A 25,637-nucleotide genomic window follows, 5' to 3' on the forward strand; every position below is an offset into this window, starting at 1 on the left:
CTGGATGAGGATATGAGTCGATACCAGCCACCGTTGACCCTGACCACCAGGATGCTTGCGTTGATCGCCGAGATCAGCGAGCAGATCGGTCAGCTTTCGGCTGTGGACGATACACGACAGACTCCCCAGCTGCGCCGTGGAAACCGGATTCGGACGATTCAGGCTTCGTTGGCGATCGAGAACAACACCCTCAGTGTGGAGCAGGTGACAGCGGTCCTGGCAGGCCAGCGGGTACTCGGTTTGCCCAGGGAAATCCAGGAAGTGCGCAATGCCTTTGCCGCCTATGAGGCCATGCCGGGATGGCGGTCGAGCGCTCGGGTCGATCTGCTGCGGGCCCATGAATTGTTGATGCAGGGCTTGATCGATGATGCCGGGCGATTTCGTCAGGCGGGGGTGGGTATCTATCGTGGCGAGCAGTTGGTTCATATGGCGCCGCCGCCGAGTCGCGTGGCGCATTTGATTGACGACTTGCTGGAGTGGCTTGGCAGTTCTGACTGGCATCCGCTGATCATCAGCTGCGTATTCCATTACGAATTCGAGTTCATTCACCCGTTTGCTGACGGCAACGGTCGCATGGGTCGTCTCTGGCAGACCTTGATACTCAGTCAGTGGCGCCCGGTTCTGGCCTATTTGCCGGTCGAGGCGGTGATTCGCGCACAACAGGACGATTATTACGCAGCGCTGTCGGCTGCTGATCAGCGGGCCGAAGCGACGCCTTTTGTTGAATTCATGTTGCAGGCGTTATGCCTCGCTCTTGAAGAAGCCATTCGTAGCGAGCCTGTAACCGACCAAGTAACCGACCAAGTAACCGACCAAGTAGCACGCTTGCTGCGGGTGCTCGATGGGAGTTCCGCGCTGAAGGTCAACGAGTTGATGGCAGAGGTGGGATTGACCCATAAGGCAACCTTCAGGGCCAACTATCTCAAGCCGGCACTTACCGCCGGGTTGATTGAAATGACTGACCCGGCATCGCCCAACAGCCCTGTTCAACGATACCGATTGACCGAGCGTGGCAAGCAGTCTGTGAAAAGATTCCCCCCGGAGCTGCCGCAGGCTGCGATCTTTTGATCCTGGCGGTGGTGGTGTCCGCCGAAAAGATCGCAGCCTGCGGCAGCTCCTACGCCGACCGTGTGCACCTGCAACGTCGAGGGTGCCTGCAAACCCTCGGCTGCGTATGCCTGCAATGTCGAGGGAGTCTGCAATCCCCCAGGCCGGACGATGGCGCGGGTGATTGCCATCCCCCGTAGATACCGTCTTAACCCTCACCGGGCAAGCGCAAGTTTCGGGTCAAATGGTTGGCCCGATTTGATCACTCCAAAGATGATGTGCAGCAGCTTGCGCATCGCTGCACAGATGATCTGCTTGGGGGCCTTGCCGTTGGCTTTCAATCGCTCTTTGAGCGCGATAATCGCTTCGTTATGCTGCATCGCCACCAGACCTGGCATGTAGAGCCCGGTGCGGAGTCGCGCTGATCCGATTTTCGAGATAAAGGTGCGGCCCTTAAGCTGGCCAGACTCTTCCAGCTTTGGATTTAAGCCCGCCGCCGCCACCATTTGTCGAGGATTCGAATACTTTCGCAGGTCGCCCAGCTCGGCAAAAAGCATCTGCGCCGATTTGTCGGCAATGCCATCAATGGTCACCACCAAGTCGCGCATTTGGCGCATGTCCGGGTCGTCATCAATGTGTTTCTTCAGCGCCTTTTTGGTTTCGGCAATCTCTTTCTGGATGTGGTTGATGACGGAATTGATCGAAACCTTGACGCTGTCGTCGGACACGTCCAGACGATTACGTTCCATTTGCAGCATTTCCTGAAGGTCATTCAGGCGACGAACCATGGCCTTCACCTGTCGATACTTCAGTGGCTCCGGCGCCCACAGCGTTAGCTTTTCATGCTTTTCCTTGGCGAAATCGGCGATTAGCTTGGCGTCGGTCTTGTCTGTTTTGACCCGTTGCAAATCACTCCTGGCATGGGCTTTGGTCTGCGCAGGATTGACGACACAGACCCGATAGCCCTTGTTGTACAAGAACTCGGCCAGCGCTTCGTGGTAGATGCCGGTGGCTTCCATCACGATTAAGGCTGAAGGCTCGACGTGCTTCTGCAGCCAGGCGTGGAACTCCTCGAACCCCTTGATTGCATTGGGCAATTTTGCTTTGGTTTTATGTTTGCCGTTAGGCAGGTATTTGGCGATGTCAAAGGTGTGTTTAGCGGCGTCGACGCCAACATAATCGGACATGATCGTCTCCCAATTGAATCAATTGTGATCATCACTGCACTCTGTCCAACCTTGCGAATGCGGGCTCTCGCCAGAGACGGGCCCAAGATACCGTTCGAACTATATGAGTGAGTGTGGAGGGTTGGAGCACGATCTACGTCGCAGGCTCTAGGCCTAAGGAGCTGCACGGCTTCCAAATCCCTCCCTCGATGATCAGTCGAGAACTATCGCTCCTGGCGGAGCGATAGTCGAGATACAAGGAGCTGCCGCAGGCTGCGATCTTTTGATCCTGGCGGCGGTGGTGTCCGCCGAAAAGATCGCAGCCTGCGGCAGCTCCTACGCCGACCGTGTGCACCTGCAACGTCGAGGGTGCGTGCAATCCCTCGGCTGCGTATGCCTGCAATGTCGAGGGAGTCTGCAATCTCCCAGGCCGGACGATGGCGCGGGTGATTGCCATCCCCCGTAGGAGCTGCCGCAGGCTGCGATCTTTTGATCCTGGCGGTGGTGGTGTCCGCCGAAAAGATCGCAGCCTGCGGCAGCTCCTACGCCGACCGTGTGCACCTGCAATGTCGAGGGTGCGTGCAAACCCTCGGCTGCGTATGCCTGCAATGTCGAGGGAGTCTGCAATCCCCCAGGCCGGACGATGGCGCGGGTGATTGCCATCCCCCGTAGGAGCTGCCGCAGGCTGCGATCTTTTGATCCTGGCGGTGGTGGTGTCCGCCGAAAAGATCGCAGCCTGGCGGCAGCTCCTACATAACCGGCATTACCGGTCATTGATCATCAAAATACCGCTCATGCCAGTCCACCAGCGGTTGCGGGGAGTTGAGTTTCTGGCCGTAGATCACCGAGTAGGACAAGACGTTCTGCACGTACTGGCGGGTTTCGTCGAAGGGGATGCTTTCGACCCAGACGTCGAAGCTCAGGTGGTCGGCTCCGCGCAGCCATTGGCGTACACGGCCGGGGCCGGCGTTGTAGGCGGCGGAGGCGAGCACGCGGTTGCCGTTGAACTGGCTGTGGACCTGGCTCAGGTAAGCGGCGCCGAGCTGGATGTTTTTGTCCGGGTCCAGCACTTGCTGCGGCGAGGCCAGGGGGATGCTGAATTTGCGTGCGGTTTCCCTGGCGGTGCCGGGCATCAGTTGCATCAGGCCGGTGGCGCCGACGCTGGAACGGGCGTCGGCCATGAAGGCGCTTTCCTGGCGGGTGATGGCGAACACCCAGCTGGAATGCAGGCCACGGACCTTGGCTTCGCGCACCAGGGTTTCGCGGTGGGCCATCGGGAAGCGGATGTCCAGGTCATCCCAGTATTTAGCCTGGCTGATGGTGCGGATCGCCGGGAAATACCATTTCAGGTCGTAGGCCAGTTTCGCCTGGGCAACCATTTCGTCCCGGTTGAAATGCCGGCTGACGTGGTACCACTCGCGGCGGCCATCGACGATTTGCCCGCGGGCATGGAATTCCAGGGCGCGACGCACGCCCGGCGTATTGCGCACCTTGTTGATCAGCTGCTGGCTGAGCACCAGTGGCGAGTTGTTCAGCTGGTAGGGCGACTGAGCGCGGTCGGCGGCCAGGAAGCCGTAGAAGTCACGTTCCCGGGCCAGGCCTTTATAGAGCACCTGCGCCTCTGGGTTGCGCGGTTGCGCCAGCTCCAGGCTGCGCGCCTGCCAGTAACGCCAGCGATTGGTGGTGGCGAGGTCCTGGGGCAGTCTGCGGGTCAGTTGATAGGCATCGTCCCAGCGCGCCAGGCGCAACAACAGGCGCAGACGCCACTCGGAGACGGTGTTGTCACGCAGCTCCGGATCGTATTTGGTCATCACGTCCAGGGCGCGGCTGTCGAAACGGCGGGCCAGGGTCAGGCCGATTTCCCGGGCGATTGCCACTTTTTCGTCACGGGAGAAGTGCATGCTGCTGGCATAGCCGTCGAGCAGGGCCAAAGCCTTCTCCGGATCCTGTCGGGCCAGGCGCCGCAGGCCGAGGCCGACCACGTCGGACATGGCTTCATTGACCGGGGTGAAGCGTGACGGCTGGTCGAGCAATTGCGGTTTCTGCGCGACTTCGATCAGCAACCGGCCCTGGGGGGCGAGGGTGCGCAGGCCGTTGACCAGGTTGTTGGCCAGCGGGTAGTTGCGGGCGTCGGCGGCCAGCTTGGCGCGTTGCCAGCGTTTTTGCTCGGTCAACTGGCCTTCGGCGGCCCACTGGGCGAATAGCGCGTCGCAGGCTTCGGGCTGGGTTTTGCCGGTCAGCCAGAGTTTTTCTGTATTGGCGTAACCTTGGACCTTGAGGTTGTGGCCCAGTTGATACTGGCCATACAAGCAGTCCAGCTCGGTGAAATTCAGCTTGGGGTCATAGTATTTGACGAACGGTTGCCAGTCGCCACGCTCGGCCAGCCAGCGCAACCAGCGCAGTTTCATCCAGTTGGCTTGCGGCAGGTCACCGTGCTCGGCGAGAAACTTCTCGATCTCGGCGTTGCTGGCGGTTTTCAGCCGGTAGGTCAGTTCGTCGTAGGCCAGGTAGGGTTCCAGCGGGTAATCGCGCAGTGCCTGGCTGTAACGGAAATACGGGCCTGAATCACCCTTGGCCAGGGCGCGCTTGGCTTCATCGTAATACTGGCGTTGTTGGGACAGGTCTGCAGCGTGGACGGATTGAACGGCACTGGCAGAAAGAATTAAACAGGATAAAAAGCTGAAAATGCGGCTGCGCATGATACGTCCGGGCAGAGAAAACGTGACGAGTGCCGACGGTGCCGACACTGATTCGCTGTAGCTTAGCCTTTTGCCAGTAGCTGGCGAAAGCTTTGCCAGCTTGCCGGTACAAGTTCCAGGTAAATGTTGTTCAGGGTGCTTCGAAGTTGAAATTGCCGGCCTTATGAGGCCCCGATTCAGGTAGAATGCGCCCCCGGTTTTTGGAGAAGCTCATGACCCTGCTCAAATTCAGCGATGTGTCCCTTGCTTTCGGCGCTATGCCGTTGTTGGACAAGGTGTCCTGGCAGATCGCCCGTGGTGAGCGGGTGTGCATCATCGGCCGCAACGGCACTGGCAAATCCAGCATGATGAAGCTGGTCAAAGGTGACCAGAAGCCCGATGAGGGCTCCGTCTGGCGCGCGCCAGGGCTCAAGATCGGCGAATTGCCGCAAGAATTGCCACTGGCCGACGAGCGGACTGTGTTCGACGTGGTTGCCGAAGGCCTGGACGGTGTCGGTGAGTTGCTCGCGCAGTATCACCACCTGAGCCAGAACATCGTCACCGACGCTGACCTGGACAAACTGATGCACGTCCAGCACGACCTCGAAGCCCGTGACGGCTGGCGCTTGCAGCAATTGGTCGACAGCACCCTGAGCCGCCTGCAACTGCCGGCCGACAAGACCCTCGCCGAGTTGTCCGGCGGTTGGCGTCGTCGGGTCCTGCTGGCCCAGGCGCTGGTGTCGGAACCTGATCTGCTGCTGCTCGACGAGCCGACCAACCACCTGGACATCGGTGCAATTGCCTGGCTCGAAGAAGCGCTGAAAGATTTCCAGGGCGCCGTGCTGTTCATCACGCACGACCGTTCCTTCCTGCAAAACCTGGCGACCCGGATCCTTGAACTGGACCGTGGCGGCCTGATCGACTGGAACGGCGACTACGCCAGCTTCCTGGTGCACAAGGAAGCCACCCTGGCCGCCGAAGAGACCGCCAACGCCTTGTTCGACAAGCGCCTGGCCCAGGAAGAAGTGTGGATCCGCCAGGGCATCAAGGCCCGCCGCACCCGTAACGAAGGCCGCGTCCGCGCCTTGAAGGCCTTGCGTGTAGAACGCAGCGAGCGCCGTGAGCGCACCGGCAAGGCCAACATCCAGCTGGACACCGCCGACAAGTCCGGCAAGCAGGTCATGGTCCTCGAGAACGTCAGCTTCGCTCACCCGGACGGCCCGTTCCTGATCAAGGACTTCTCGATGGTCCTGCAGCGCGGCGACCGTATCGGCCTGCTCGGCGCCAACGGCACCGGCAAGACTACCTTGCTGAAACTGATGCTCAGCGGCTTGCAGCCAACCAGCGGGACGATTGAAGAGGGCACCCGGATCGACGTGGCCTACTTCGACCAGTTGCGTCATCAGCTGGATCTGGAAAAGACCGTGATCGACAACGTCGCCGAAGGTCGCGACTTCATCGATATCGACGGCCAGAGCCGCCACGTCCTGAGTTACCTCGGAGACTTCCTGTTCAGCCCGCAGCGTGCCCGCACGCCGGTCAAGGCGCTGTCGGGTGGCGAGCGTGCCCGTCTGTTGCTGGCCAAGCTGTTCAGCAAGCCGGCCAACCTGCTGGTACTCGACGAACCGACCAACGACCTCGACGTCGAAACCCTCGAGCTGCTGGAAGAGGTCTTGCTGACCTTCAAAGGCACTGTGCTGATGGTCAGTCACGACCGGGCATTCCTCGACAACGTGGTCACCAGCACCCTGGTCTTCGAAGGTGAAGGCAAGGTCCGTGAATACGTCGGTGGTTATCAGGACTGGCTGCGTCAGGGCGGCTCGCCGCGCCTGCTGGGCGTGACTGAGAACAAGTCCGGCAAGGCCGAGCTGAACTCCGCTGTTGTCACGCCAGCGGCTGCCGCTCCTGCCCAGGAAGCGCCGGTGGCCAAGAAGAAGCTCAGCTACAAGCTGCAGCGCGAGCTGGAAGGCTTGCCAGGCGAGATCGAAGCCAAAGAGCAGAAGATTGCCGCGGTCGAGGTCGAAATGGCTGATTCGGGCTTCTATCAGCGTCCTGCCGCACAAACAGCGGCGGTAATCGCTCAATTGGAGCAATTGCAGGCTGAGCTGGAAACCCTGGTCGAACGTTGGGCCGAGCTGGATGCCTGATTGATCCGCCAGCAATAAAAAAGCCCGGCCTCACTGATGTGAGTGCCGGGCTTTTCGTAGGAGCTGCCGCAGGCTGCGATCTTTTGATTTTCGCGTTTATGCGCAAACCGACAAGATCAAAAGATCGCAGCCTGCGGCAGCTCCTACAGGGGAATTGCATACACTGCCGTGTCGCGGGTGAACGCGGTCGGTGTAGGCGCTGCCGCAGGCTCGGGCCGCGTTCGGACGATCTTTCAGCTCTTGATCAGGCGCACCGCCAGCACATCGCAAGGCGCGCCATGCAGCACGTCGTTGGCCGTGGAGCCGAGCAGCAGCGCCAGGCCATGCCGGCCGTGGCTGCCGACGACGATCAGGTCGCATTCCTGTTCCTTGGCCAGGTGATGGATCTCCTGGCGCGGCTGGCCGTAGGTTAGGTGGCAGTTGGCTTTGCTGGCTTCCGGGTACTTCAGGATCAAGCGATCGAGCCGTTCTTTAGCCTGGTCGAACTGCTGTTGCTGCAGTTGCGAAAGGTCCATCGGCACATCGCCGCCAAACGCCATGGCCATGGGCTCGACAATATGCACCAGTGAGAGTTTGGCGCCACTACTGACGGACAGTTCACGAGCGCGCTTGATGACGGGGTCGCATTCTTCAGTGAGGTCGACTGCGACCAGGATGTGTTCGTAGGGCATGGAAGGCACTCCGGAGGATTGCGATATCGGTAAGTATGGCTGGTTTCAAGCGGATTGGATTTAGTGCGGCGAAATCCGCTCATCAAGAATCGGGAGTACACATATGACGGTCTGGATAGTGGTGTCAATCCTTGCGGTGGTTCTGAGCCCTCTGGCCTGGTTGCGTCCCTCGCGCCAGACGAGCGGGCGGATGGCCCTGCGCATGGAGGCGCGACGCATTGGCCTGGCCATGCAGCTGGCGCCTCAGGAGTGGCCACACTGGCTGGAGCCCGAGCCGCCGAGCCCTTGCGCGCAATATCACCGGCCGCGACGCAGCGTTAAGGCCAGGTGCTGGATCTATTGGCAGACAGCGCCTGGCACCTGGGTCAATCAATGGCGGGAGGTGTGCGAGGACGAGGCGTTGCTGGAGCATTTCAGGAAGTTGCCGGGCAATGTGTTCAAGATTGAAGCGGACCAGCAGATGATTGCTTTGTATTGGGGTGAAAAAGGCGAAGCCCAAGTGTTGCAGGAGATTGCAGCAGTCCTCAAAGCGTTGGCCTGAAACACGGTCCCCTGCGTAGGAGCTGCCGATAGGCTGCGATCTTTTCGGGGGCAATGTGTTTTCCGCGCGTACGTCAGGATCAAAAGATCGCAGCCTGCGGCAGCTCCTACCGGGGGATTTTGTACACCCGCAGAAAAACCGAGCGTCCCGGTCGGTGTAGGAGGGGATTCGTGTGAATTGTGTGATTCACACACACCGCAGGCAATAAAAAGCCCGACATTCATCATCGGGCTGGAGTTGGCCAGGCAGGCCGGAAATTCGGTAGATCGCAACGGTATGTGTTGCGTGGTGATTCTAGCCTTGGCATTCGCCCAAGGTGTCATTTTTGTTGCGATTCCCGCCAGCGTAGCTTGAGAAAGCCACGGTCGGTGGGGGTTAGGGCGACTTTTCTAATTATTGACTTTATGAATGCTCAACCATGCACCCGCATGTTGATGGCCTTCCCGGCGTTGAGGTGACTGCAAAGTCGCGTTTCAACCAGCATTTTGGGCGATTGACAATTGTTCGAAATTCCGTGAAGGTGGCGTACCCAAATCAAACGGGCGTATGAATTGAGCGTTTGTATTACAGATCGCTCCTACAGAATCCCGACTATCGCGTTGGCGGGTGTGCCTGGCGGATTGGCGTAGCATCGACGGTGACGTCATTGCCCTGCCAGAAGTTAGCGTCCGACGTGTACTGTTCAGCTTCCATATCGTGGAGATCAGTTGATGATTTACGAAGGTAAAGCCATCACGGTTAAGGCTCTTGAAAGTGGCATCGTCGAATTGAAATTCGACCTCAAGGGTGAGTCCGTCAACAAGTTCAACCGTCTAACCCTGAACGAGCTGCGTCAGGCCGTAGACGTCATCAAGGCAGATGGTTCGATCAAGGGTGTGATCGTCAGCAGTGGCAAGGACGTGTTCATCGTCGGTGCCGACATCACCGAATTTGTCGAGAGCTTCAAGCTGCCTGATGCAGAGCTTGTTGCCGGCAACCTCGAAGCCAACAAAATTTTCAGCGATTTCGAAGACCTGAATGTTCCGACCGTAGCCGCGATCAACGGCATCGCTCTGGGCGGCGGTCTGGAAATGTGCCTGGCGGCGGACTACCGCGTCATGGCCACTACCGCCAAAATCGGTCTGCCGGAAGTCAAGCTGGGCATCTACCCGGGCTTCGGCGGTACCGTGCGCCTGCCACGGATCATCGGTGCCGATAACGCCATCGAGTGGATTGCCTCCGGCAAGGAAAACCGTGCCGAGGACGCACTGAAAGTCAGTGCAGTCGATGCCGTAGTCGCCCCTGAGAAACTGCAGGAAGCGGCTCTGAACCTGGTCAAAGGCGCCATCTCGGGCGAATTCGACTACAAGGCCAAGCGTCAGCCGAAGCTGGAAAAGCTCAAGCTCAACGCCATCGAACAAATGATGTCGTTCGAAACCGCCAAGGGTTTCGTCGCCGGTCAAGCGGGCCCGAACTACCCGGCGCCGGTCGAAGCGATCAAGACTATCCAGAAAGCCGCGAACTTCGGTCGTGACAAGGCGCTGGAAATCGAAGCCGCCGGTTTCGTCAAACTGGCCAAGACTTCTGCCGCGCAGAGCTTGATCGGTCTGTTCCTGAACGATCAGGAGCTGAAGAAAAAGGCCAAGGCCTACGACGAAATCGCCAGGGACGTGAAGCAGGCCGCGGTACTCGGCGCCGGCATCATGGGTGGCGGTATCGCTTATCAGTCGGCGTCCAAAGGCACGCCGATCCTGATGAAGGATATCAATGAGCACGGCATCGAGCAGGGTCTGGCAGAGGCCGCGAAACTGCTGGTGGGCCGCGTCGATAAAGGTCGCATGACCCCGGCGAAAATGGCTGAAGTGCTGAACGGCATTCGTCCGACCCTGTCCTACGGTGACTTCGGCCACGTCGACCTGGTGGTCGAAGCGGTTGTCGAGAACCCGAAGGTCAAGCAGGCGGTTCTGGCCGAAGTCGAGAACCATGTCAAAGAGGACACCATCCTCGCGTCGAACACCTCGACCATTTCCATCAGCTTGCTGGCCAAGGCCCTCAAGCGTCCGGAAAATTTCGTCGGCATGCACTTCTTCAACCCGGTGCACATGATGCCGCTGGTGGAAGTGATCCGTGGCGAGAAGTCCAGCGAGCTGGCTGTTGCCACCACCGTTGCCTACGCCAAGAAAATGGGCAAGAACCCGATCGTCGTCAATGACTGCCCGGGCTTTTTGGTCAACCGTGTACTGTTCCCGTACTTCGGCGGTTTCGCCAAGCTGGTCAGCGCCGGTGTGGACTTCGTCCGTATCGACAAGGTCATGGAAAAATTCGGCTGGCCAATGGGCCCGGCCTACCTGATGGACGTGGTCGGCATCGACACCGGTCACCACGGTCGTGATGTCATGGCTGAAGGCTTCCCGGACCGCATGAAGGACGACCGTCGTTCGGCCATCGACGTGCTCTACGAAGCCAAGCGCCTGGGCCAGAAGAACGGCAAGGGCTTCTACGCCTACGAGACCGACAAGCGCGGCAAGCAGAAGAAAGTCGCCGACCCGTCGGTACTGGAAGTGCTCAAGCCGATTGTCTTCGAACAGCGTGAAGTGACCGACGAAGACATCATCAACTGGATGATGATCCCGCTGTGCCTGGAAACCGTGCGTTGCCTGGAAGACGGCATCGTCGAGACCGCTGCCGAAGCCGACATGGGTCTGGTCTACGGTATTGGTTTCCCTCCATTCCGTGGCGGTGCGCTGCGCTACATCGATTCGGTCGGTGTTGCAGAGTTCGTTGCCCTGGCTGACCAGTACGCTGATTTGGGCGCCCTGTACCACCCGACCGCGAAGCTGCGTGAAATGGCCCGCAACGGCCAGAGCTTCTTCGGTTAAGCGCCCACACTAGAGCGAGAGTGAACTATATGAGCTTGAATCCTAGAGACGTCGTGATTGTCGACTTCGGTCGTACTCCGATGGGCCGCTCCAAGGGCGGCATGCACCGCAATACCCGCGCTGAAGATATGTCGGCGCACCTGATCAGCAAGCTGCTGGAACGCAACGTCAAGGTCGATCCGGCCGAAGTCGAAGACGTGATCTGGGGCTGCGTCAACCAGACCCTGGAGCAGGGCTGGAACATCGCCCGCATGGCGTCCTTGATGACGCAGATCCCGCACACCGCTGCCGGCCAGACCGTCAGCCGCCTGTGTGGTTCGTCGATGAGCGCACTGCACACTGCCGCGCAAGCGATCATGACCGGCAACGGTGACGTGTTCGTCGTCGGCGGCGTCGAGCATATGGGCCACGTGAGCATGATGCACGGTGTCGATCCGAACCCGCACATGTCGCTGTACGCGGCGAAAGCCTCGGGCATGATGGGCCTGACCGCGGAAATGCTCGGCAAGATGCACGGCATCACCCGTGAAGCGCAGGATGCCTTTGGCGTGCGTTCCCACCAGCTCGCTCACAAAGCGACGGTGGAAGGCAAGTTCAAGGACGAAATCATCCCGATGCAGGGTTACGACGAGAACGGTTTCCTGAAATTGTTCGACTACGACGAAACCATCCGTCCGGAAACTACCCTGGAAAGTCTGGCGGCCTTGAAGCCTGCTTTCAATCCAAAGGGTGGTACCGTAACGGCCGGTACTTCCTCGCAGATCACCGACGGCGCTTCGTGCATGATCGTGATGTCGGCGCAGCGCGCCCAGGACCTGGGCATCCAGCCATTGGCGGTTATCCGCTCAATGGCGGTGGCAGGTGTAGATCCGGCAATCATGGGCTATGGTCCGGTACCGGCGACACAAAAAGCATTGAAGCGCGCGGGGCTGGGTATTGCCGATATCGACTTCTTCGAGCTCAACGAAGCGTTCGCCGCACAGGCCCTGCCAGTGCTGAAAGATTTGAAAGTGCTCGACAAGATGAACGAGAAGGTTAACCTGCACGGCGGCGCGATTGCTCTGGGCCATCCATTCGGTTGCTCCGGTGCGCGTATTTCTGGCACCTTGCTCAATGTGATGAAGCAAAATGGCGGCACCTTCGGTGTGTCCACCATGTGCATTGGCCTCGGCCAGGGCATTGCCACCGTCTTCGAACGCGTTTAAACGTTTCGTCGATGGAAGCCGGGGCCATGTGCCCCGGTTTTTGTTTTTGCGGATTTTTTTACGATTTTATTTTCAAGCGATTTTTAACGGATTTGTAGAGGGCCAGCACATGAAAGTCGAACCCGGGCTCTATCAGCATTACAAGGGGCCGCAATACCGCGTTTTCAGTGTCGCGCGGCATTCCGAAACCGAAGAGGAAGTGGTGTTCTACCAAGCACTGTATGGCGATTACGGCTTTTGGGTGCGTCCCTTGAGCATGTTCCTGGAGTCGGTCGAGGTTGACGGCGAACAGGTGCCGCGCTTTGCTTTGGTGCAGGCCGAACCGAGCATTTTTTCGAAGCCATAAGTTGAGTGCGCGCAGAACCCTGCGCTTGACCTCACCTTGTTGCCACTATATATAGCGGTGCCGCGTCAGGCGCCAACCGCCTTTCACTTCTAGAATTCAGGAATTTTCTGATCCATGGGCAAATCGCTGGTCATTGTGGAATCCCCGGCTAAGGCCAAGACCATCAACAAGTATCTGGGCAACCAATACGTGGTGAAGTCGAGTATCGGCCATATCCGAGACCTGCCCACCAGCGGTTCGGCTAGCGCCAGCAAAGAGCCTGCCGCCAAGCGTGGCAAGGCCGCCGCGGGTGAAGGTCCGGTGCTCACGCCGAAAGAGAAAGCGCGCAAGCAGCTGGTCTCGCGTATGGGCGTCGATCCCGATCATGGCTGGAAAGCCAAGTACGAGATTCTCCCGGGCAAGGAAAAGGTCATCGAAGAGCTGCGCCGGCTCGCCAAGGATGCTGACACCATCTATCTCGCAACCGACTTGGATCGCGAGGGGGAAGCCATTGCCTGGCACCTGCGCGAAGCCATCGGTGGTGACGACAGCCGCTACAAGCGCGTGGTGTTCAACGAAATCACCAAGAAGGCGATTCAGGAAGCCTTCTCCAAGCCAGGCGAGCTGGACATCGATCGGGTCAACGCCCAACAGGCTCGTCGGTTCCTCGACCGTGTGGTCGGTTACATGGTTTCGCCGCTGCTGTGGTCCAAAATCGCCCGTGGCTTGTCCGCCGGCCGCGTGCAATCGGTTGCCGTGAAGCTGGTGGTCGAGCGTGAGCGCGAGATCCGTGCGTTCAACCCGGAAGAGTACTGGGAAGTGCATGCCGACCTCGGTACCGCCAAGGGCGCCAATGTGCGTTTCGAAGTGGCCCGTGAAAACGGCGAAGCCTTCAAGCCGCTCAATGAAACCCACGCCATGGCGGCACTGGAAAAGCTCAAGGCTTCCAGCTACACCATCGCCAAGCGTGAAGACAAACCGACCAGCAGCAAGCCGTCGGCTCCGTTCATCACGTCCACCCTGCAGCAGGCCGGTAGCAACCGCCTGGGCTTCGGTGTGAAGAAAACCATGATGATGGCTCAGCGTCTGTACGAAGCGGGCTACATCACTTATATGCGTACCGACTCGACCAACCTCTCGGCCGATGCCGTGGAAATGGCGCGTACCTATATTGAAGGCGAATTCGGCAGCAAATACCTGCCGGCCGCGCCGAATGTCTACAGCAGCAAGGAAGGCGCGCAAGAGGCTCACGAAGCGATTCGACCTTCGGACGTGAATACCGACCCAAGCAAGCTGGTGGGCATGGAGCGTGACGCTGAGCGGCTCTACGAGCTGATCTGGCGCCAGTTCGTGGCTTGCCAGATGCTGCCGGCGCAATACCTGTCGACCACCGTCAGCGTCGCTGCGGGGACCTTCGAGCTGCGCGCCAAGGGCCGCATCCTCAAGTTCGACGGCTACACCCGGGTCATGCCGCAAATGACCAAGCCTGGCGACGACGATGTGTTGCCGGACATGGCTCAGGGCGACGCGCTGAAGCTGATCAAGCTCGATCCGAGCCAACACTTCACCAAGCCGCCGGCGCGTTACTCCGAAGCCAGCCTGGTCAAGGAAATGGAAAAACGCGGTATCGGTCGTCCTTCGACCTATGCGGCGATCATTTCGACCATTCAGGATCGTGGTTACGTTGCACTGCATAACCGTCGTTTCTATTCGGAAAAGATGGGCGATATCGTTACCGAGCGCTTGTCCGAGAGCTTCTCCAACCTGATGGACTACGGCTTCACCGCCGGCATGGAAGAGAACCTCGATGACGTCGCCCAGGGCGAACGCGACTGGAAAAACGTGCTTGACGAGTTCTACGGCGACTTCAAGAAGAAACTCGAAGTGGCTGAGGGTCCCGAGCACGGCATGCGTGCCAACGAACCGGTCATGACCGATATCCCGTGCGTCCAGTGCGGCCGGCCGATGCAGATTCGTACGGCCTCCACCGGCGTGTTCCTCGGTTGCTCGGGTTACAGCCTGCCGCCGAAAGAACGCTGCAAGGCCACCGTCAACCTGGTGCCGGGCGATGAAATCGCCGCGGACGACGAGGGTGAGTCGGAGTCGCTGGTATTGCGTGGCAAGCACCGCTGCCCGATCTGCAGCACGGCGATGGATGCCTACCTGCTCGATGAGAAACGCAAGCTGCACATCTGCGGTAACAACCCCGATTGCGTCGGTTTCGAAATCGAAGAGGGCAGCTACCGGATCAAGGGCTACGAAGGTCCGAGCCTGGAATGCGACAAGTGCGGCAGCGAGATGCAGCTCAAGACCGGCCGTTTCGGCAAGTTCTTCGGCTGCACCAATGCGGAATGCAAGAACACCCGCAAACTGCTGAAAAGCGGTGACGCGGCGCCGCCGAAGATGGATCCGGTGAAGATGCCGGAACTCAAGTGCGAGAAGGTCAACGACACCTACATCCTGCGTGACGGTGCTTCCGGGTTGTTCCTGGCCGCCAGCCAGTTCCCGAAAAACCGCGAGACCCGTGCTCCGCTGGTGATGGAGATCGTGCCGCACAAGGACGAGATCGATCCGAAGTATCACTTCCTTTGCGAAGCACCGAAGAAAGATCCGGACGGCCGTCCCGCGGTGATCCGCTACAGCCGCAAGACCAAGGAGCAGTACGTCCAGACCGAAGTCGAAGGCAAGCCTACCGGCTGGCGCGCGTTCTACGACGGCGGCAAGTGGACGGTCGAAGACAAGCGCTGATCGAGAAAACTGCGGCGCCTGCAAGATCGCCAAGATCGCAGCCTGCGGCAGCTCCTTGTATCTCGACTATCGCTCCGCCAGGAGCGATAGTTCTCGACTGATCATCGAGGGAGGGATTTGGAAGCCGTGCAGCTCCTTAGGCCTAGAGCCTGCGACGTAGATCGTGCTCCAACCCTCCACACTCACTCATATAGTTCGAACGGTATCTTGGGCCCGTCTCTGGCGAGAGCCCGCATTCGCAAGGTTGGACAGAGTGCAGTGATGATCACAATTGATTCAATTGGGAGACGATCATGTCCGATTATGTTGGCGTCGACGCCGCTAAACACACCTTTGACATCGCCAAATACCTGCCTAACGGCAAACATAAAACCAAAGCAAAATTGCCCAATGCAATCAAGGGGTTCGAGGAGTTCCACGCCTGGCTGCAGAAGCACGTCGAGCCTTCAGCCTTAATCGTGATGGAAGCCACCGGCATCTACCACGAAGCGCTGGCCGAGTTCTTGTACAACAAGGGCTATCGGGTCTGTGTCGTCAATCCTGCGCAGACCAAAGCCCATGCCAGGAGTGATTTGCAACGGGTCAAAACAGACAAGACCGACGCCAAGCTAATCGCCGATTTCGCCAAGGAAAAGCATGAAAAGCTAACGCTGTGGGCGCCGGAGCCACTGAAGTATCGACAGGTGAAGGCCATGGTTCGTCGCCTGAATGACCTTCAGGAAATGCTGCAAATGGAACGTAATCGTCTGGACGTGTCCGACGACAGCGTCAAGGTTTCGATCAATTCCGTCATCAACCACATCCAGAAAGAGATTGCCGAAACCAAAAAGGCGCTGAAGAAACACATTGATGACGACCCGGACATGCGCCAAATGCGCGACTTGGTGGTGACCATTGATGGCATTGCCGACAAATCGGCGCAGATGCTTTTTGCCGAGCTGGGCGACCTGCGAAAGTATTCGAATCCTCGACAAATGGTGGCGGCGGCGGGCTTAAATCCAAAGCTGGAAGAGTCTGGCCAGCTTAAGGGCCGCACCTTTATCTCGAAAATCGGATCAGCGCGACTCCGCACCGGGCTCTACATGCCAGGTCTGGTGGCGATGCAGCATAACGAAGCGATTATCGCGCTCAAAGAGCGATTGAAAGCCAACGGCAAGGCCCCCAAGCAGATCATCTGTGCAGCGATGCGCAAGCTGCTGCACATCATCTTTGGAGTGATCAAATCGGGCCAACCATTTGACCCGAAACTTGCGCTTGCCCGGTGAGGGTTAAGACGGTATCTACGCCCTAAAGGGTGTACGCAACACGTGTGAGCTGCCGCAGGCTGCGATCTTTTGGCGACTCCAGTGCTTGACTGGCTGGCATTAGGGCTTCGTTGCAATTTGTTTGCATGCACAAAAGGCCGCATGAAAACCCACGGGTTTTCATGCGGCCTTTTGTTTTGGGCTTGCAGTAGGCTTGGGTGATCCACGACACTGTCCGGCCAGCATGCAGCTTTTTATTCGTTGTGGAGACTGCCGTCATGGCCCACGAACTCTATACCCGTACCAACCAGAAAATTTATTTCGCCGGTCTGGCGCTCGAGGCGTTGGCCAAGGCTGAAGAGGGGCGGGCGATCAACTCCCAGGCGCTGGTCCAGGCAGGGCGTGAAGCGGTGCTGTTTCACCTGTACGGTGCGGTGCTTGGGCTGTGCCATGAAATCGCCGGCTATTACCGTCTGCCCCAGGCCAATGCGCCACGGGCAGAGACGCTGCTTGCTCGCGAAGTGCTCGAGACCCTGGCAATCCCCGAGCTGGCCGAGCTGGTGGAACTGGCGCAGAACCGTGAAACCTGGCTGGCGAAGCTGCTGGCGGCCCATGCTGCGCTGTTCCAGCCGCCACGAGCACCGCATAAACCCAAGGGCGATGTCACTCAGCCGTTGATCGTTGCGGTCAATCTCGATGAGGAAGTGGAGCCGGAGTTGAGTCGCGAGGAGCTGGAAAGCTGGCGGCAGAACCTGAAAGGACTGGCCATTCGGTTTCGCGATGGGCTTAACGAGAGTTGAGGGGGTATTTCGGTTGTAGCAGCTGCCGAGCCTGCGAGGCTGCGTTCGGTTCGGGCTGCGATCAGACGCAGCAGTCGTAAATCCTGCTTTCACGGTTTGCCTGGAATACCGCAGAGTCTGACTTTACGACTGCTTCGCAGCCGAACGCAGGCTTCGCCAGCTGCTACAACGCAGCCGGACGTAGCCCTCGGCAGCTGCTACACTATCTGCCTTTCGTGGAGATCAGACCTTTATGCCAACGTCCTTTCTAGAAATTGTTGAGTTGCCTGACGGCCGTATCGAGCTGCGCAGGGCTGAGGACGAGGGTTCTCTGGTGACTTTGGACTTTTCCGAAGATGCCAAAGCGTTTCTGCAAGGTCAGCACGTGGAAGTGGCCAAGGCCATGTTGAGCGTTGGCGTGCAGATGGCTGGACGTCTGGTTGAAGGCGAATTGGAGAAAGACGACGGGTCACGGGTGCTTCACTGAGTCCGTTTGTCGGTTTCCCTGTGTAGTTAGTCGCCGCACATCGGCTTCTCCGTTCTCGAGAAGCCCCGCGTTTTCCAGATACCGTTGTAGCCTTTGCGATCAGCCCAAACGAATGTTCAGGCTCTGCGCGTCCCCTGTACGGGCGGCGCTGATCAACTGTTGCCGTGCGCTGGAGCTCAGCGGGTTGAGCCAGCTGACCACGGTATGGCTACGCCCCAGGCGCAGTGCCTCGCAGGTCAGTTGCTGAGCGCTTTGCGCGCCTCGGGGTTGCAGCAGCAGAATCCGTTCGCGGTTCAACCCTGCATCCCGCAGCCAGGCCTGGGTCAGGCTGGAGGGCGGGGCGATCAGCGTCAGCCAGCGCGCGTCCTGATCCTGGCTCAGCTCTCTGAGAATCGGTGCCAGCAGGCTCAGGCAGTTCCCGGCCGCACCGCGTAGCGACAATTCACTGAATGCGTCGGGCGCGCTGCTCCATGGCGACTCGACCACATCCTTGAGGATCGGCGCGAGCGGTTGGACCATGAAGGCCTCGAACAGTGACAGTTGTGCTTGCTGTGGTGTGTGTGGGAACTGCATAAAGCCTCCTTTAGCGGCGAATGACGCCGACACTCAAGCCTTCGATCACTAGATCCTGATCTTTCAGGTTCACTTCGATTGGGGCAAACTCGGGATTTTCGGCCAGCAGCCAGACTTTGCTGCCTTCACGCTTGAAGCGCTTGACGGTGACTTCGTCGCCAATCCGTGCGACCACGATCTGGCCGTTGCGGGCTTCGCGTGTGGTATGCACGGCGAGCAGGTCGCCATCGAAAATACCGATGTCCTTCATGCTCATGCCATGTACGCGCAGCAGGTAGTCGGCGCGCGGATGGAAGAAGGTCGGGTTGATGTTGCAGGACTCTTCGATGTGTTGCTGGGCGAGAATCGGTGCACCGGCAGCCACCCGGCCAATGATCGGCAGGCTGGACTCATCGGCCTTGGCTTCGAAGCCGGGAATGCGAATCCCGCGGGAAGCGCCGGGGGTCATCTCGATCGCGCCCTTGCGGGCCAGCGCCTTGAGGTGCTCTTCAGCGGCGTTGGGGGATTTGAAACCCAGTTCCTGAGCGATTTCCGCACGGGTAGGCGGGTAGCCGTTGTCGTCGAGGCAGCGTTTGATGAAAGCCAGAATCTCAGCTTGGCGTGGCGTCAGTTTTAGCATGTCGATCGCTCTGTCTTTTTATACAGTGACTGGGATTATATACAGTGGGTCGTGCTTGGCAATCCTCCTTTTTATTCAGGCCGCTGGACGGTCGGGCGACAATGGATCGACTATCGCGTCACAGGACTGACTAAAGAGTCAGTTGTTATGATTAAATAGGTGACTGAGCGGCCGGAATACGGACAGTCAGACTTGACAATGCAAAGTCTGAAACGTATGTTTCAAACAAGTGTTTGTCAGGCGGAGTAGCCATGGCCCAGTCGGAAACCGTTGAACGCATTCTTGATGCTGCCGAGCAGTTGTTCGCGGAAAAAGGGTTTGCCGAAACCTCGTTGCGGCTGATCACCAGCAAGGCCGGGGTCAACCTGGCGGCGGTGAACTATCATTTCGGTTCGAAAAAAGCCCTGATCCAGGCGGTGTTCTCGCGCTTCCTCGGGCCGTTCTGCATCAGCCTCGATCGCGAGCTCGAGCGGCGCCAGGCCCGGCCGGACAACAAGCCAAGCCTCGAAGAGCTGCTGGAAATCCTCGTCGAACAGGCGCTGGTGGTTCAGCCGCGCAGTGGCAACGACCTCTCTATCTTCATGCGTCTGCTCGGTCTGGCCTTCAGTCAGAGCCAGGGGCATTTGCGTCGTTATCTGGAAGACATGTATGGCAAGGTGTTTCGCCGCTACATGATGCTGGTCAACGACGCCGCGCCGCGCATTCCTCCGATCGAACTGTTCTGGCGTGTGCATTTCATGCTGGGTGCGGCGGCGTTCAGCATGTCCGGCATCAAGGCTCTGCGGGCGATTGCCGAGACCGATTTCGGGGTCAATACCTCGATCGAACAGGTGATGCGCTTGATGGTGCCGTTTCTGGCGGCCGGCATGCGCGCCGAGACCGGCGTCACCGATGACAGGATGGCCAGCGCCCAGCTACGGCCACGCAGCAAGTCGAGCCCTTCGGTCGCCAAGGTTTAACCGCGCACGGGTGGGCGTGGCGGCTGACATCCGTTAAGCTAGCCGCCCATGCCGACCTCAGTTTTAGCTCCGCTCCCTATCCCCTTCGCCGACCCTGTTTTGCCGGGCATTGCCCGTGCCGATCCGGTCGCGCGTCTGCGCCCGGGCCATCGTTGATGTGCCGCGCGCTTGCCGTTATTAAGGATTTTCTATGACTTGTGGCCTGCAAGGCTCCTTGATGGTGGACGTCGCCGGTACCTGGCTGACGGCTGAAGATCGCCAATTGTTGCGCCAGCCCGAAGTGGGCGGCCTGATTATTTTTGCGCGCAATATCGAGCACCCACGCCAGGTCCGTGAGCTCAGCGCATCAATCCGCGCAGTGCGTCCGGACCTGCTGCTGGCGGTGGACCAGGAGGGCGGTCGGGTGCAACGCCTGCGTCAGGGTTTCGTGCGTTTGCCGGCGATGCGGGCGATTGCCGATAACCCGAATGCCGAGCTGCTGGCCGAGCACTGTGGCTGGATCATGGCGACTGAAGTGCTGGCCGTCGGCCTGGACCTGAGTTTCGCTCCGGTGCTGGATCTGGACTATCAGCGCAGCGCGGTGGTCGGCAGTCGTTCCTTCGAAGGCGATCCAGAGCGTGCCGCGTTGTTGGCGGGGGCGTTCATTCGCGGGATGAACAGCGCCGGCATGGCCGCCACCGGCAAGCACTTTCCCGGCCACGGCTGGGCGGAGGCCGATTCCCATGTGGCGATCCCGACCGACGAGCGCAGCCTCGAAGACATTCGTGCCCATGACCTGGTGCCCTTTGCCCGCTTGAGCAAGCAACTGGCGGCGGTGATGCCGGCCCACGTCATCTACCCGCAGGTCGACTCCCGGCCTGCCGGGTTCTCGCGGCGTTGGTTGCAGGACATCCTGCGCGGCGAACTGCAGTTCGACGGGGTGATTTTCAGCGACGACCTGTCGATGGCCGGCGCTCATGTGGTTGGCGATGCCGCCAGCCGAATCGAGGCGGCGCTGTCGGCCGGTTGCGACATGGGCCTGGTGTGTAACGATCGTGCGGCCGCCGAACTGGCCTTGAGCGCTGCCCAGCGCCTGAAGGTCCAGCCGTCGGCGCGGATTGCGCGGATGCGCGGCCAGGCCTTCGCCAGTACCGAATACCGCCAGGACCCACGCTGGCTGGCGGCCCTTGGCGCGCTCAAAGATGCCCAACTGATTGATTAAGGACTTTTTGCCATGACGGTTTACGCGATTATCGGTGGCACCGGTCTCACTCAGCTCGAAGGCTTGAGCATTCGCCAGTCGTTACCGCTGGATACGCCGTACGGCGCGCCTTCGGCGGACATCCAGATCGGTGAGTACGCCGGGCGCGAGGTGCTGTTTCTCGCGCGCCACGGTCATCCCCATCGGTTTCCACCGCATCAGGTGAACTACCGGGCCAATCTCTGGGCGCTGAAGCAGGCCGGTGCCGAGGCAATTCTGGCGGTGAATGCGGTGGGCGGGATTCATGCGGCGATGGGTACCGGGCATTTCTGCGTGCCTCACCAATTGATCGACTACACCAGCGGTCGCGAGCACACCTACTTTGCCGATGACCTGGAGCAGGTCACCCACATCGACTTCAGCTATCCCTACAGCGAGCCGCTGCGCGAGCAATTGATTGCCGCGCTGGCCGCCGAGGGCTGCGCGTACAGCAGTCATGGCGTGTATGCCTGCACCCAGGGGCCACGTCTGGAAACCGTGGCCGAGATCGCCCGACTGGAGCGCGACGGTTGCGATATCGTCGGCATGACCGGCATGCCGGAAGCCGCCCTGGCCCGCGAGCTGGACCTGGCTTACGCCTGTCTGGCGCTGGTGGTGAACCCGGCGGCGGGCAAGTCCGGCGCAGTCATCACCATGGCCGAGATCGAACAGGCATTGCATGACGGCATCGGCAAGGTGAAGTCGACATTGGCGCGGGTGTTGGCGGGTTGAGCTGTACCTGCCAGGAATCGGCGCGTAGGAGCTGCCGCCAGGCTGCGATCTTTTCGGGGGCGCCGCAAAGGCAGGATCAAAAGATCGCAGCCTGCGGCAGCTCCTACACAGAGAGATTGTGTGCACCCGGCCCATTGCGGGGGTGCGCGGTCGGCGCGTAGGAGCTGCCGCCAGGCTGCGATCTTTTTGGGGGCGCCGCAAAGGCAGGATCAAAAGATCGCAGCCTGCGGCAGCTCCTACGGGGGGGTGTGTACGCCCAGCCCATTGCGGGGGTGCGCGGTCGGCGCGTAGGAGCTGCCGTAGGCTGCGATCTTTTAAGGGGCGCGCCCATAGCGATGGATCAGACGTTGCTGTATCAGCGCTTTTCCAGCTTATTGGGCAGCGGCGCAAACAGCGCTTCGATATCTTCGCTCTGCAGCTTCCAGTCGCCGGTCTTGCGGCCGTCCAGGACGCCTGCGGCCAGGTCGGATTTTTCTTTTTGCAGGTGCTGGATTTTCTCTTCGACGGTGCCGCGGGCGATCATCTTGTAGACGAACACCGGCTTCTCCTGGCCGATGCGATAGGCGCGGTCGGTGGCCTGGTTTTCGGTGGCCGGGTTCCACCACGGATCGTAGTGGATGACCGTGTCGGCCTCGGTCAGGTTCAAGCCCACGCCGCCGGCTTTCAGGCTGATCAGGAAGATTTGCAGCTTGCCGCTCTGGAATTCCTTCACCGGCGTGCGGCGATCGCGGGTTTGCCCGGTCAGCAGTGCATAAGCGACGCCGCGGCGTTTCAGTTCGGCTTCGATCAACGCCAGCATCGAGGTGAATTGTGAGAACAGCAGAATTCGCCGGCCCTCTTCGAACAGCTCTTCGAGCATTTCCATCAGGCTGTCGAGTTTGCCCGACGAGCTGCCACGGGCCGGTGGTGCGTCGTTGACCAGGCGCAGATCACAACAGACCTGACGCAGCTTGAGCAGCGCTTCGAGAATGATGATCTGGCTGCGGGCCACGCCTTTGCGGGTGATCTCGTCGCGGACTTTCTTGTCCATCGCCAGGCGCATGGTTTCATAGACATCACGCTGCGCTTCGTTGAGTTCGACCCAGTGGATGATCTCGGTTTTGGGCGGCAGTTCGGTGGCGACCTGCTCTTTGGTCCGGCGCAGCAGAAAGGGTTTGATCCGCCCATTGAGGTGCTGCAGGCGGACTTCGCTGGCGCGCTTTTCGATCGGTACGCGGTAGTCGCGATTGAAGCTTTTGACGTCACCCAGCCAGCCGGGCAACAGGAAGTGAAACAGCGACCAGAGCTCGCCCAGGTGGTTTTCCAGCGGCGTACCACTCAAGCACAGGCGTTGCCGGGCATTGAGCTCGCGCGCGGCATGGGCCGCCTTGCTGTTGGGGTTCTTGATGTATTGCGCTTCGTCGAGGACTAGCACGTGCAAGGGCAGGGCGGCGAGCTGCTCGACATCCTTGGGCAGCAGCGCATAGGTGGTCAGGATCAGGTCGTAATCAGTCAACTCGGCGAAATATTTTTTGCGTCCGGGGCCGTACAGCGCCAGCACCTTGAGTTGCGGCGTGAAGTGCGCCGCCTCGTCCATCCAGTTGGGGATCAGGCTGGTCGGCATCACCACCATGCACGGCCGGTCCAGACGGCCGGCGTTCTTCTCGCTCAGTACGTGGGCGAGGGTTTGCAAGGTCTTGCCCAGGCCCATGTCGTCGGCGAGGATGCCGCCGACTTCCAGTTGCCGCAGCGACTGCATCCAGCTCAAGCCTTCCAGCTGATAAGGCCGCAGCGTGGCGTTCAGCTCGTCGGGGGCGGTGGTTGTGTAGTCTTTGATATCGCGCAGGCGCTGGGCGAAGGTGCGGATGTGCTCGCCACCTTCCCAGAGCAGCGGCAAACCTTCCAGCGGGTTGAGGCGAGTCGCATCGGCCTTGCTCAAGCGCAGGGTGGCGGTGTCGGGTTCCTGTAGATAGAACTCGCCGAGGGTCGCCAGTACCGGCTTCAAGCGGCCGAACGGCAAGGCAACCTGTAACGGGCCGTGATCGGAGCCGGGGCGGTGGGGGATGTTCACCAGGATCAGCTCATCGTCACGCCGCCTGGCGAGGCGCTCCGGATTCAGCAGTTCGGTGTGCGAGCGCATCAGGTTGAGCAGGATCGGCAACAGGCTCAACCGTTCGCCATTGACGATAATCCCCAGTTCAAGGTCGAACCAGTCCCGCTCGGGCGCCTCTTCGACAGTGGCGTACCAGTCGTCGACGGCCGTCAGGTCGAAGCCGAAGTCTTCATCGATCTGCAGTTCCCAGCCTTGCTCGCGCAGCTTGGGCAGCTCATTGAGGGTGAAGGTCAGCCAGGCGCTGTCGTTGACCATTTCGAACAGTTCGCCGGCGCTTTCCGGGAGTGCCTTGCTTTGACGGGTGGCGATCTTGAAGCCGAGGATTCGCAGTTGTTCGCGGTAGATGTTTTCGACTTCGGGGTGGCGTTTGATCCGCAGGGTCTGCTTTTCCTGGCGAATCAGGATATCGGCGTTCTTTTGTCCGCTGACGTATTCATCCAGGTAGCTGAAAGACAGCGCGGCGCGATGCTGGATGTAGCGCTGCATTTTGCCGTTGCGCGGTTCGAAGGCGCTGAACTCGATGCTCGCCAGCCACAATCGCGGAACCGGTTGCACGTTGTCCACCACCACCTGCGGCAACACCACCGGGCTGCGGTTTTCGAGGACGGCCTGGAGTTTCTCCAGCAGTTCGGCATCTTTCGCGGCGGCCGGGTAGGCCAGGGTTTCCTGCACTTGCAGCAATACCGCTGCGCAATGTTTGCAGTTAGTGCGGACCGGGCAGGAGCAGGTGGCATCGACCATCAGCAAGGTGCCTTTGGCCGACTCGCGCAAGCGAATGGTCTGGCGGTAAACGTTGCCCCCCGAGCCTTCGCAACTGGCGGTGATCGTACTGTCACCGGCCTGGACGATTCTGACGCGATTTTCCAGGGCGTAGCGGCGGCCACGCTCCAGGCTTTGTTCCTTGAATCGACTGACCCAGGAGGGTCCCAGGGGTTTGGTCAGGGTCGGGGGCATGGGGACTTCGATCAGTCCGGTATTTCATCGGGGACTGGCGTAGGCGCAGGGGCTGTCAGCGAGGTGATCTTGATCAGCAGGCCGAGGTGGCCGTTGTCGAGGAAGTTCAGCTGACCGTTCTTGGTGTGGCTGGTCTGGCTCATGCGCTCGCTGGCGGTGACCAGGCCATTGCTGTCGATCTGATTGACCCAGAATTCTGCATCGACGTCGGTAAAGCGCCCCAGTTTCAGGTTGAGGGTGCCCTCGACCGGAAACTGGCCGAACGTTTCCTGGCCGTCGCTGACCGCGACTTTGCTCGGCTCTTCGCCGAGGTTCTGTTGCCAGGCTTTGTGCATCAATACCGTGTAGTTGCTGCTTTCGGCGAGCTTGGCGACTTCGTCATTCAGGCTCGGCGTGCGTTCGTCCTGCGCCGGGATGCGCTGGGCGCCGGCGGCCCAGTCTTCCGGTGCGACGATTTTATCGTTGATGATGGCCGGCACGGCGTTCTGCCGGACCAGGATCATTTCAACCTGATACAGGCTGTCGGCAAACGCCGTGGGTGCGACCAGCGTCAGTAGCAAGGTCAGAGAGCGAAACAGGCGCATGCGGCGTCC

General features: G+C 59.8%; 20 protein-coding genes. 13 read left to right on the plus strand and 7 right to left on the minus strand.

Annotated features, from left to right (window positions below):
• Positions 1 to 12 precede the first annotated feature (12 nt).
• Positions 13 to 1,068 carry a Fic family protein gene (locus AC3IUA_RS10150; RefSeq protein ID WP_489360524.1) on the plus strand — a complete coding sequence of 352 codons (1,056 nt, stop codon included), beginning with the start codon at positions 13 to 15 and terminating at the stop codon, positions 1,066 to 1,068.
• 194 nt (positions 1,069 to 1,262) lie between these two features.
• Here the strand turns inward: AC3IUA_RS10150 and AC3IUA_RS10155 are convergent, their stop codons facing one another.
• On the minus strand, positions 1,263 to 2,234 hold the full coding sequence (locus AC3IUA_RS10155; protein WP_489355766.1) for an IS110 family RNA-guided transposase: 972 nt from the start codon (positions 2,232 to 2,234) through the stop codon (positions 1,263 to 1,265).
• Positions 2,235 to 2,983: 749 nt separating this feature from the next.
• A complete protein-coding gene (locus AC3IUA_RS10160) occupies positions 2,984 to 4,912 on the minus strand; it encodes a transglycosylase SLT domain-containing protein (protein WP_489360525.1) in 1,929 nt (642 codons plus the stop codon).
• Positions 4,913 to 5,124: 212 nt separating this feature from the next.
• On the opposite strand from AC3IUA_RS10160, the gene AC3IUA_RS10165 reads away from it, so the two are divergent.
• Positions 5,125 to 7,038, plus strand: a complete 1,914-nt coding sequence (locus AC3IUA_RS10165; protein WP_489360527.1) for an ATP-binding cassette domain-containing protein — start codon at positions 5,125 to 5,127, stop codon at positions 7,036 to 7,038.
• Between the two features lie 233 nt (positions 7,039 to 7,271).
• Here the strand turns inward: AC3IUA_RS10165 and AC3IUA_RS10170 are convergent, their stop codons facing one another.
• On the minus strand, positions 7,272 to 7,709 hold the full coding sequence (locus AC3IUA_RS10170; RefSeq protein WP_489360528.1) for a universal stress protein: 438 nt from the start codon (positions 7,707 to 7,709) through the stop codon (positions 7,272 to 7,274).
• A gap of 103 nt (positions 7,710 to 7,812) precedes the next feature.
• On the opposite strand from AC3IUA_RS10170, the gene AC3IUA_RS10175 reads away from it, so the two are divergent.
• From AC3IUA_RS10175 to AC3IUA_RS10210, 8 genes are all read left to right on the plus strand, one after another.
• A complete protein-coding gene (locus AC3IUA_RS10175) occupies positions 7,813 to 8,250 on the plus strand; it encodes a hypothetical protein (RefSeq protein ID WP_489360530.1) in 438 nt (145 codons plus the stop codon).
• A gap of 710 nt (positions 8,251 to 8,960) precedes the next feature.
• A complete protein-coding gene (gene fadB, locus AC3IUA_RS10180; protein ID WP_489360532.1) occupies positions 8,961 to 11,108 on the plus strand; it encodes a fatty acid oxidation complex subunit alpha FadB in 2,148 nt (715 codons plus the stop codon).
• 29 nt (positions 11,109 to 11,137) lie between these two features.
• Complete coding sequence (gene fadA, locus AC3IUA_RS10185) at positions 11,138 to 12,313, plus strand: acetyl-CoA C-acyltransferase FadA (protein ID WP_489360534.1); 1,176 nt, start codon at positions 11,138 to 11,140, stop codon at positions 12,311 to 12,313.
• Between the two features lie 109 nt (positions 12,314 to 12,422).
• The gene (locus AC3IUA_RS10190) at positions 12,423 to 12,659 is read left to right on the plus strand and encodes a DUF1653 domain-containing protein (protein WP_489360536.1); all 237 of its coding nucleotides are present in this window, start codon (positions 12,423 to 12,425) and stop codon (positions 12,657 to 12,659) included.
• 114 nt (positions 12,660 to 12,773) lie between these two features.
• Positions 12,774 to 15,386 (plus strand): type I DNA topoisomerase, encoded by a 2,613-nt coding sequence (gene topA / locus AC3IUA_RS10195; protein WP_489360538.1) that lies wholly within the window; start codon positions 12,774 to 12,776, stop codon positions 15,384 to 15,386.
• Positions 15,387 to 15,679: 293 nt separating this feature from the next.
• A complete protein-coding gene (locus tag AC3IUA_RS10200) occupies positions 15,680 to 16,651 on the plus strand; it encodes an IS110 family RNA-guided transposase (RefSeq protein ID WP_489355766.1) in 972 nt (323 codons plus the stop codon).
• Positions 16,652 to 16,908: 257 nt separating this feature from the next.
• Positions 16,909 to 17,430, plus strand: coding sequence for a DUF6586 family protein (locus AC3IUA_RS10205; protein WP_489360540.1), 522 nt, complete (start codon positions 16,909 to 16,911; stop codon positions 17,428 to 17,430).
• A gap of 232 nt (positions 17,431 to 17,662) precedes the next feature.
• Positions 17,663 to 17,896 carry a hypothetical protein gene (locus AC3IUA_RS10210; RefSeq protein WP_489360542.1) on the plus strand — a complete coding sequence of 78 codons (234 nt, stop codon included), beginning with the start codon at positions 17,663 to 17,665 and terminating at the stop codon, positions 17,894 to 17,896.
• A 99-nt stretch (positions 17,897 to 17,995) separates the two neighbouring features.
• On the opposite strand, the gene sulA is transcribed toward AC3IUA_RS10210, so the two are convergent.
• Both sulA and lexA read right to left on the minus strand, forming a co-directional pair.
• Positions 17,996 to 18,469: an SOS-induced cell division inhibitor SulA gene (gene sulA / locus AC3IUA_RS10215; RefSeq protein ID WP_489360544.1), complete on the minus strand. Its 474-nt coding sequence runs from the start codon at positions 18,467 to 18,469 to the stop codon at positions 17,996 to 17,998.
• A 10-nt stretch (positions 18,470 to 18,479) separates the two neighbouring features.
• On the minus strand, positions 18,480 to 19,088 hold the full coding sequence (lexA, locus tag AC3IUA_RS10220; protein ID WP_489360546.1) for a transcriptional repressor LexA: 609 nt from the start codon (positions 19,086 to 19,088) through the stop codon (positions 18,480 to 18,482).
• Between the two features lie 251 nt (positions 19,089 to 19,339).
• On the opposite strand from lexA, the gene AC3IUA_RS10225 reads away from it, so the two are divergent.
• The 3 genes from AC3IUA_RS10225 (at position 19,340) to AC3IUA_RS10235 (ending at position 21,998) form a co-directional block, all read left to right on the plus strand.
• Positions 19,340 to 20,047 carry a TetR/AcrR family transcriptional regulator gene (locus AC3IUA_RS10225; RefSeq protein WP_489360548.1) on the plus strand — a complete coding sequence of 236 codons (708 nt, stop codon included), beginning with the start codon at positions 19,340 to 19,342 and terminating at the stop codon, positions 20,045 to 20,047.
• A gap of 202 nt (positions 20,048 to 20,249) precedes the next feature.
• Positions 20,250 to 21,248, plus strand: a complete 999-nt coding sequence (nagZ, locus tag AC3IUA_RS10230; protein WP_489362300.1) for a beta-N-acetylhexosaminidase — start codon at positions 20,250 to 20,252, stop codon at positions 21,246 to 21,248.
• Positions 21,249 to 21,260: 12 nt separating this feature from the next.
• Entirely contained in the window at positions 21,261 to 21,998 is a 738-nt protein-coding gene (locus AC3IUA_RS10235; protein WP_489360549.1) for an S-methyl-5'-thioinosine phosphorylase, read from the plus strand.
• A gap of 355 nt (positions 21,999 to 22,353) precedes the next feature.
• Here AC3IUA_RS10235 and AC3IUA_RS10240 read toward each other — a convergent pair whose 3' ends face one another.
• Both AC3IUA_RS10240 and AC3IUA_RS10245 read right to left on the minus strand, forming a co-directional pair.
• Complete coding sequence (locus AC3IUA_RS10240; protein ID WP_489360551.1) at positions 22,354 to 25,044, minus strand: SNF2-related protein; 2,691 nt, start codon at positions 25,042 to 25,044, stop codon at positions 22,354 to 22,356.
• A gap of 11 nt (positions 25,045 to 25,055) precedes the next feature.
• Positions 25,056 to 25,628 carry a CsiV family protein gene (locus tag AC3IUA_RS10245; protein ID WP_489360553.1) on the minus strand — a complete coding sequence of 191 codons (573 nt, stop codon included), beginning with the start codon at positions 25,626 to 25,628 and terminating at the stop codon, positions 25,056 to 25,058.
• Positions 25,629 to 25,637 lie beyond the last annotated feature (9 nt).

The sequence above is a fragment of the Pseudomonas sp. KH_050 genome, assembly GCF_057838875.1.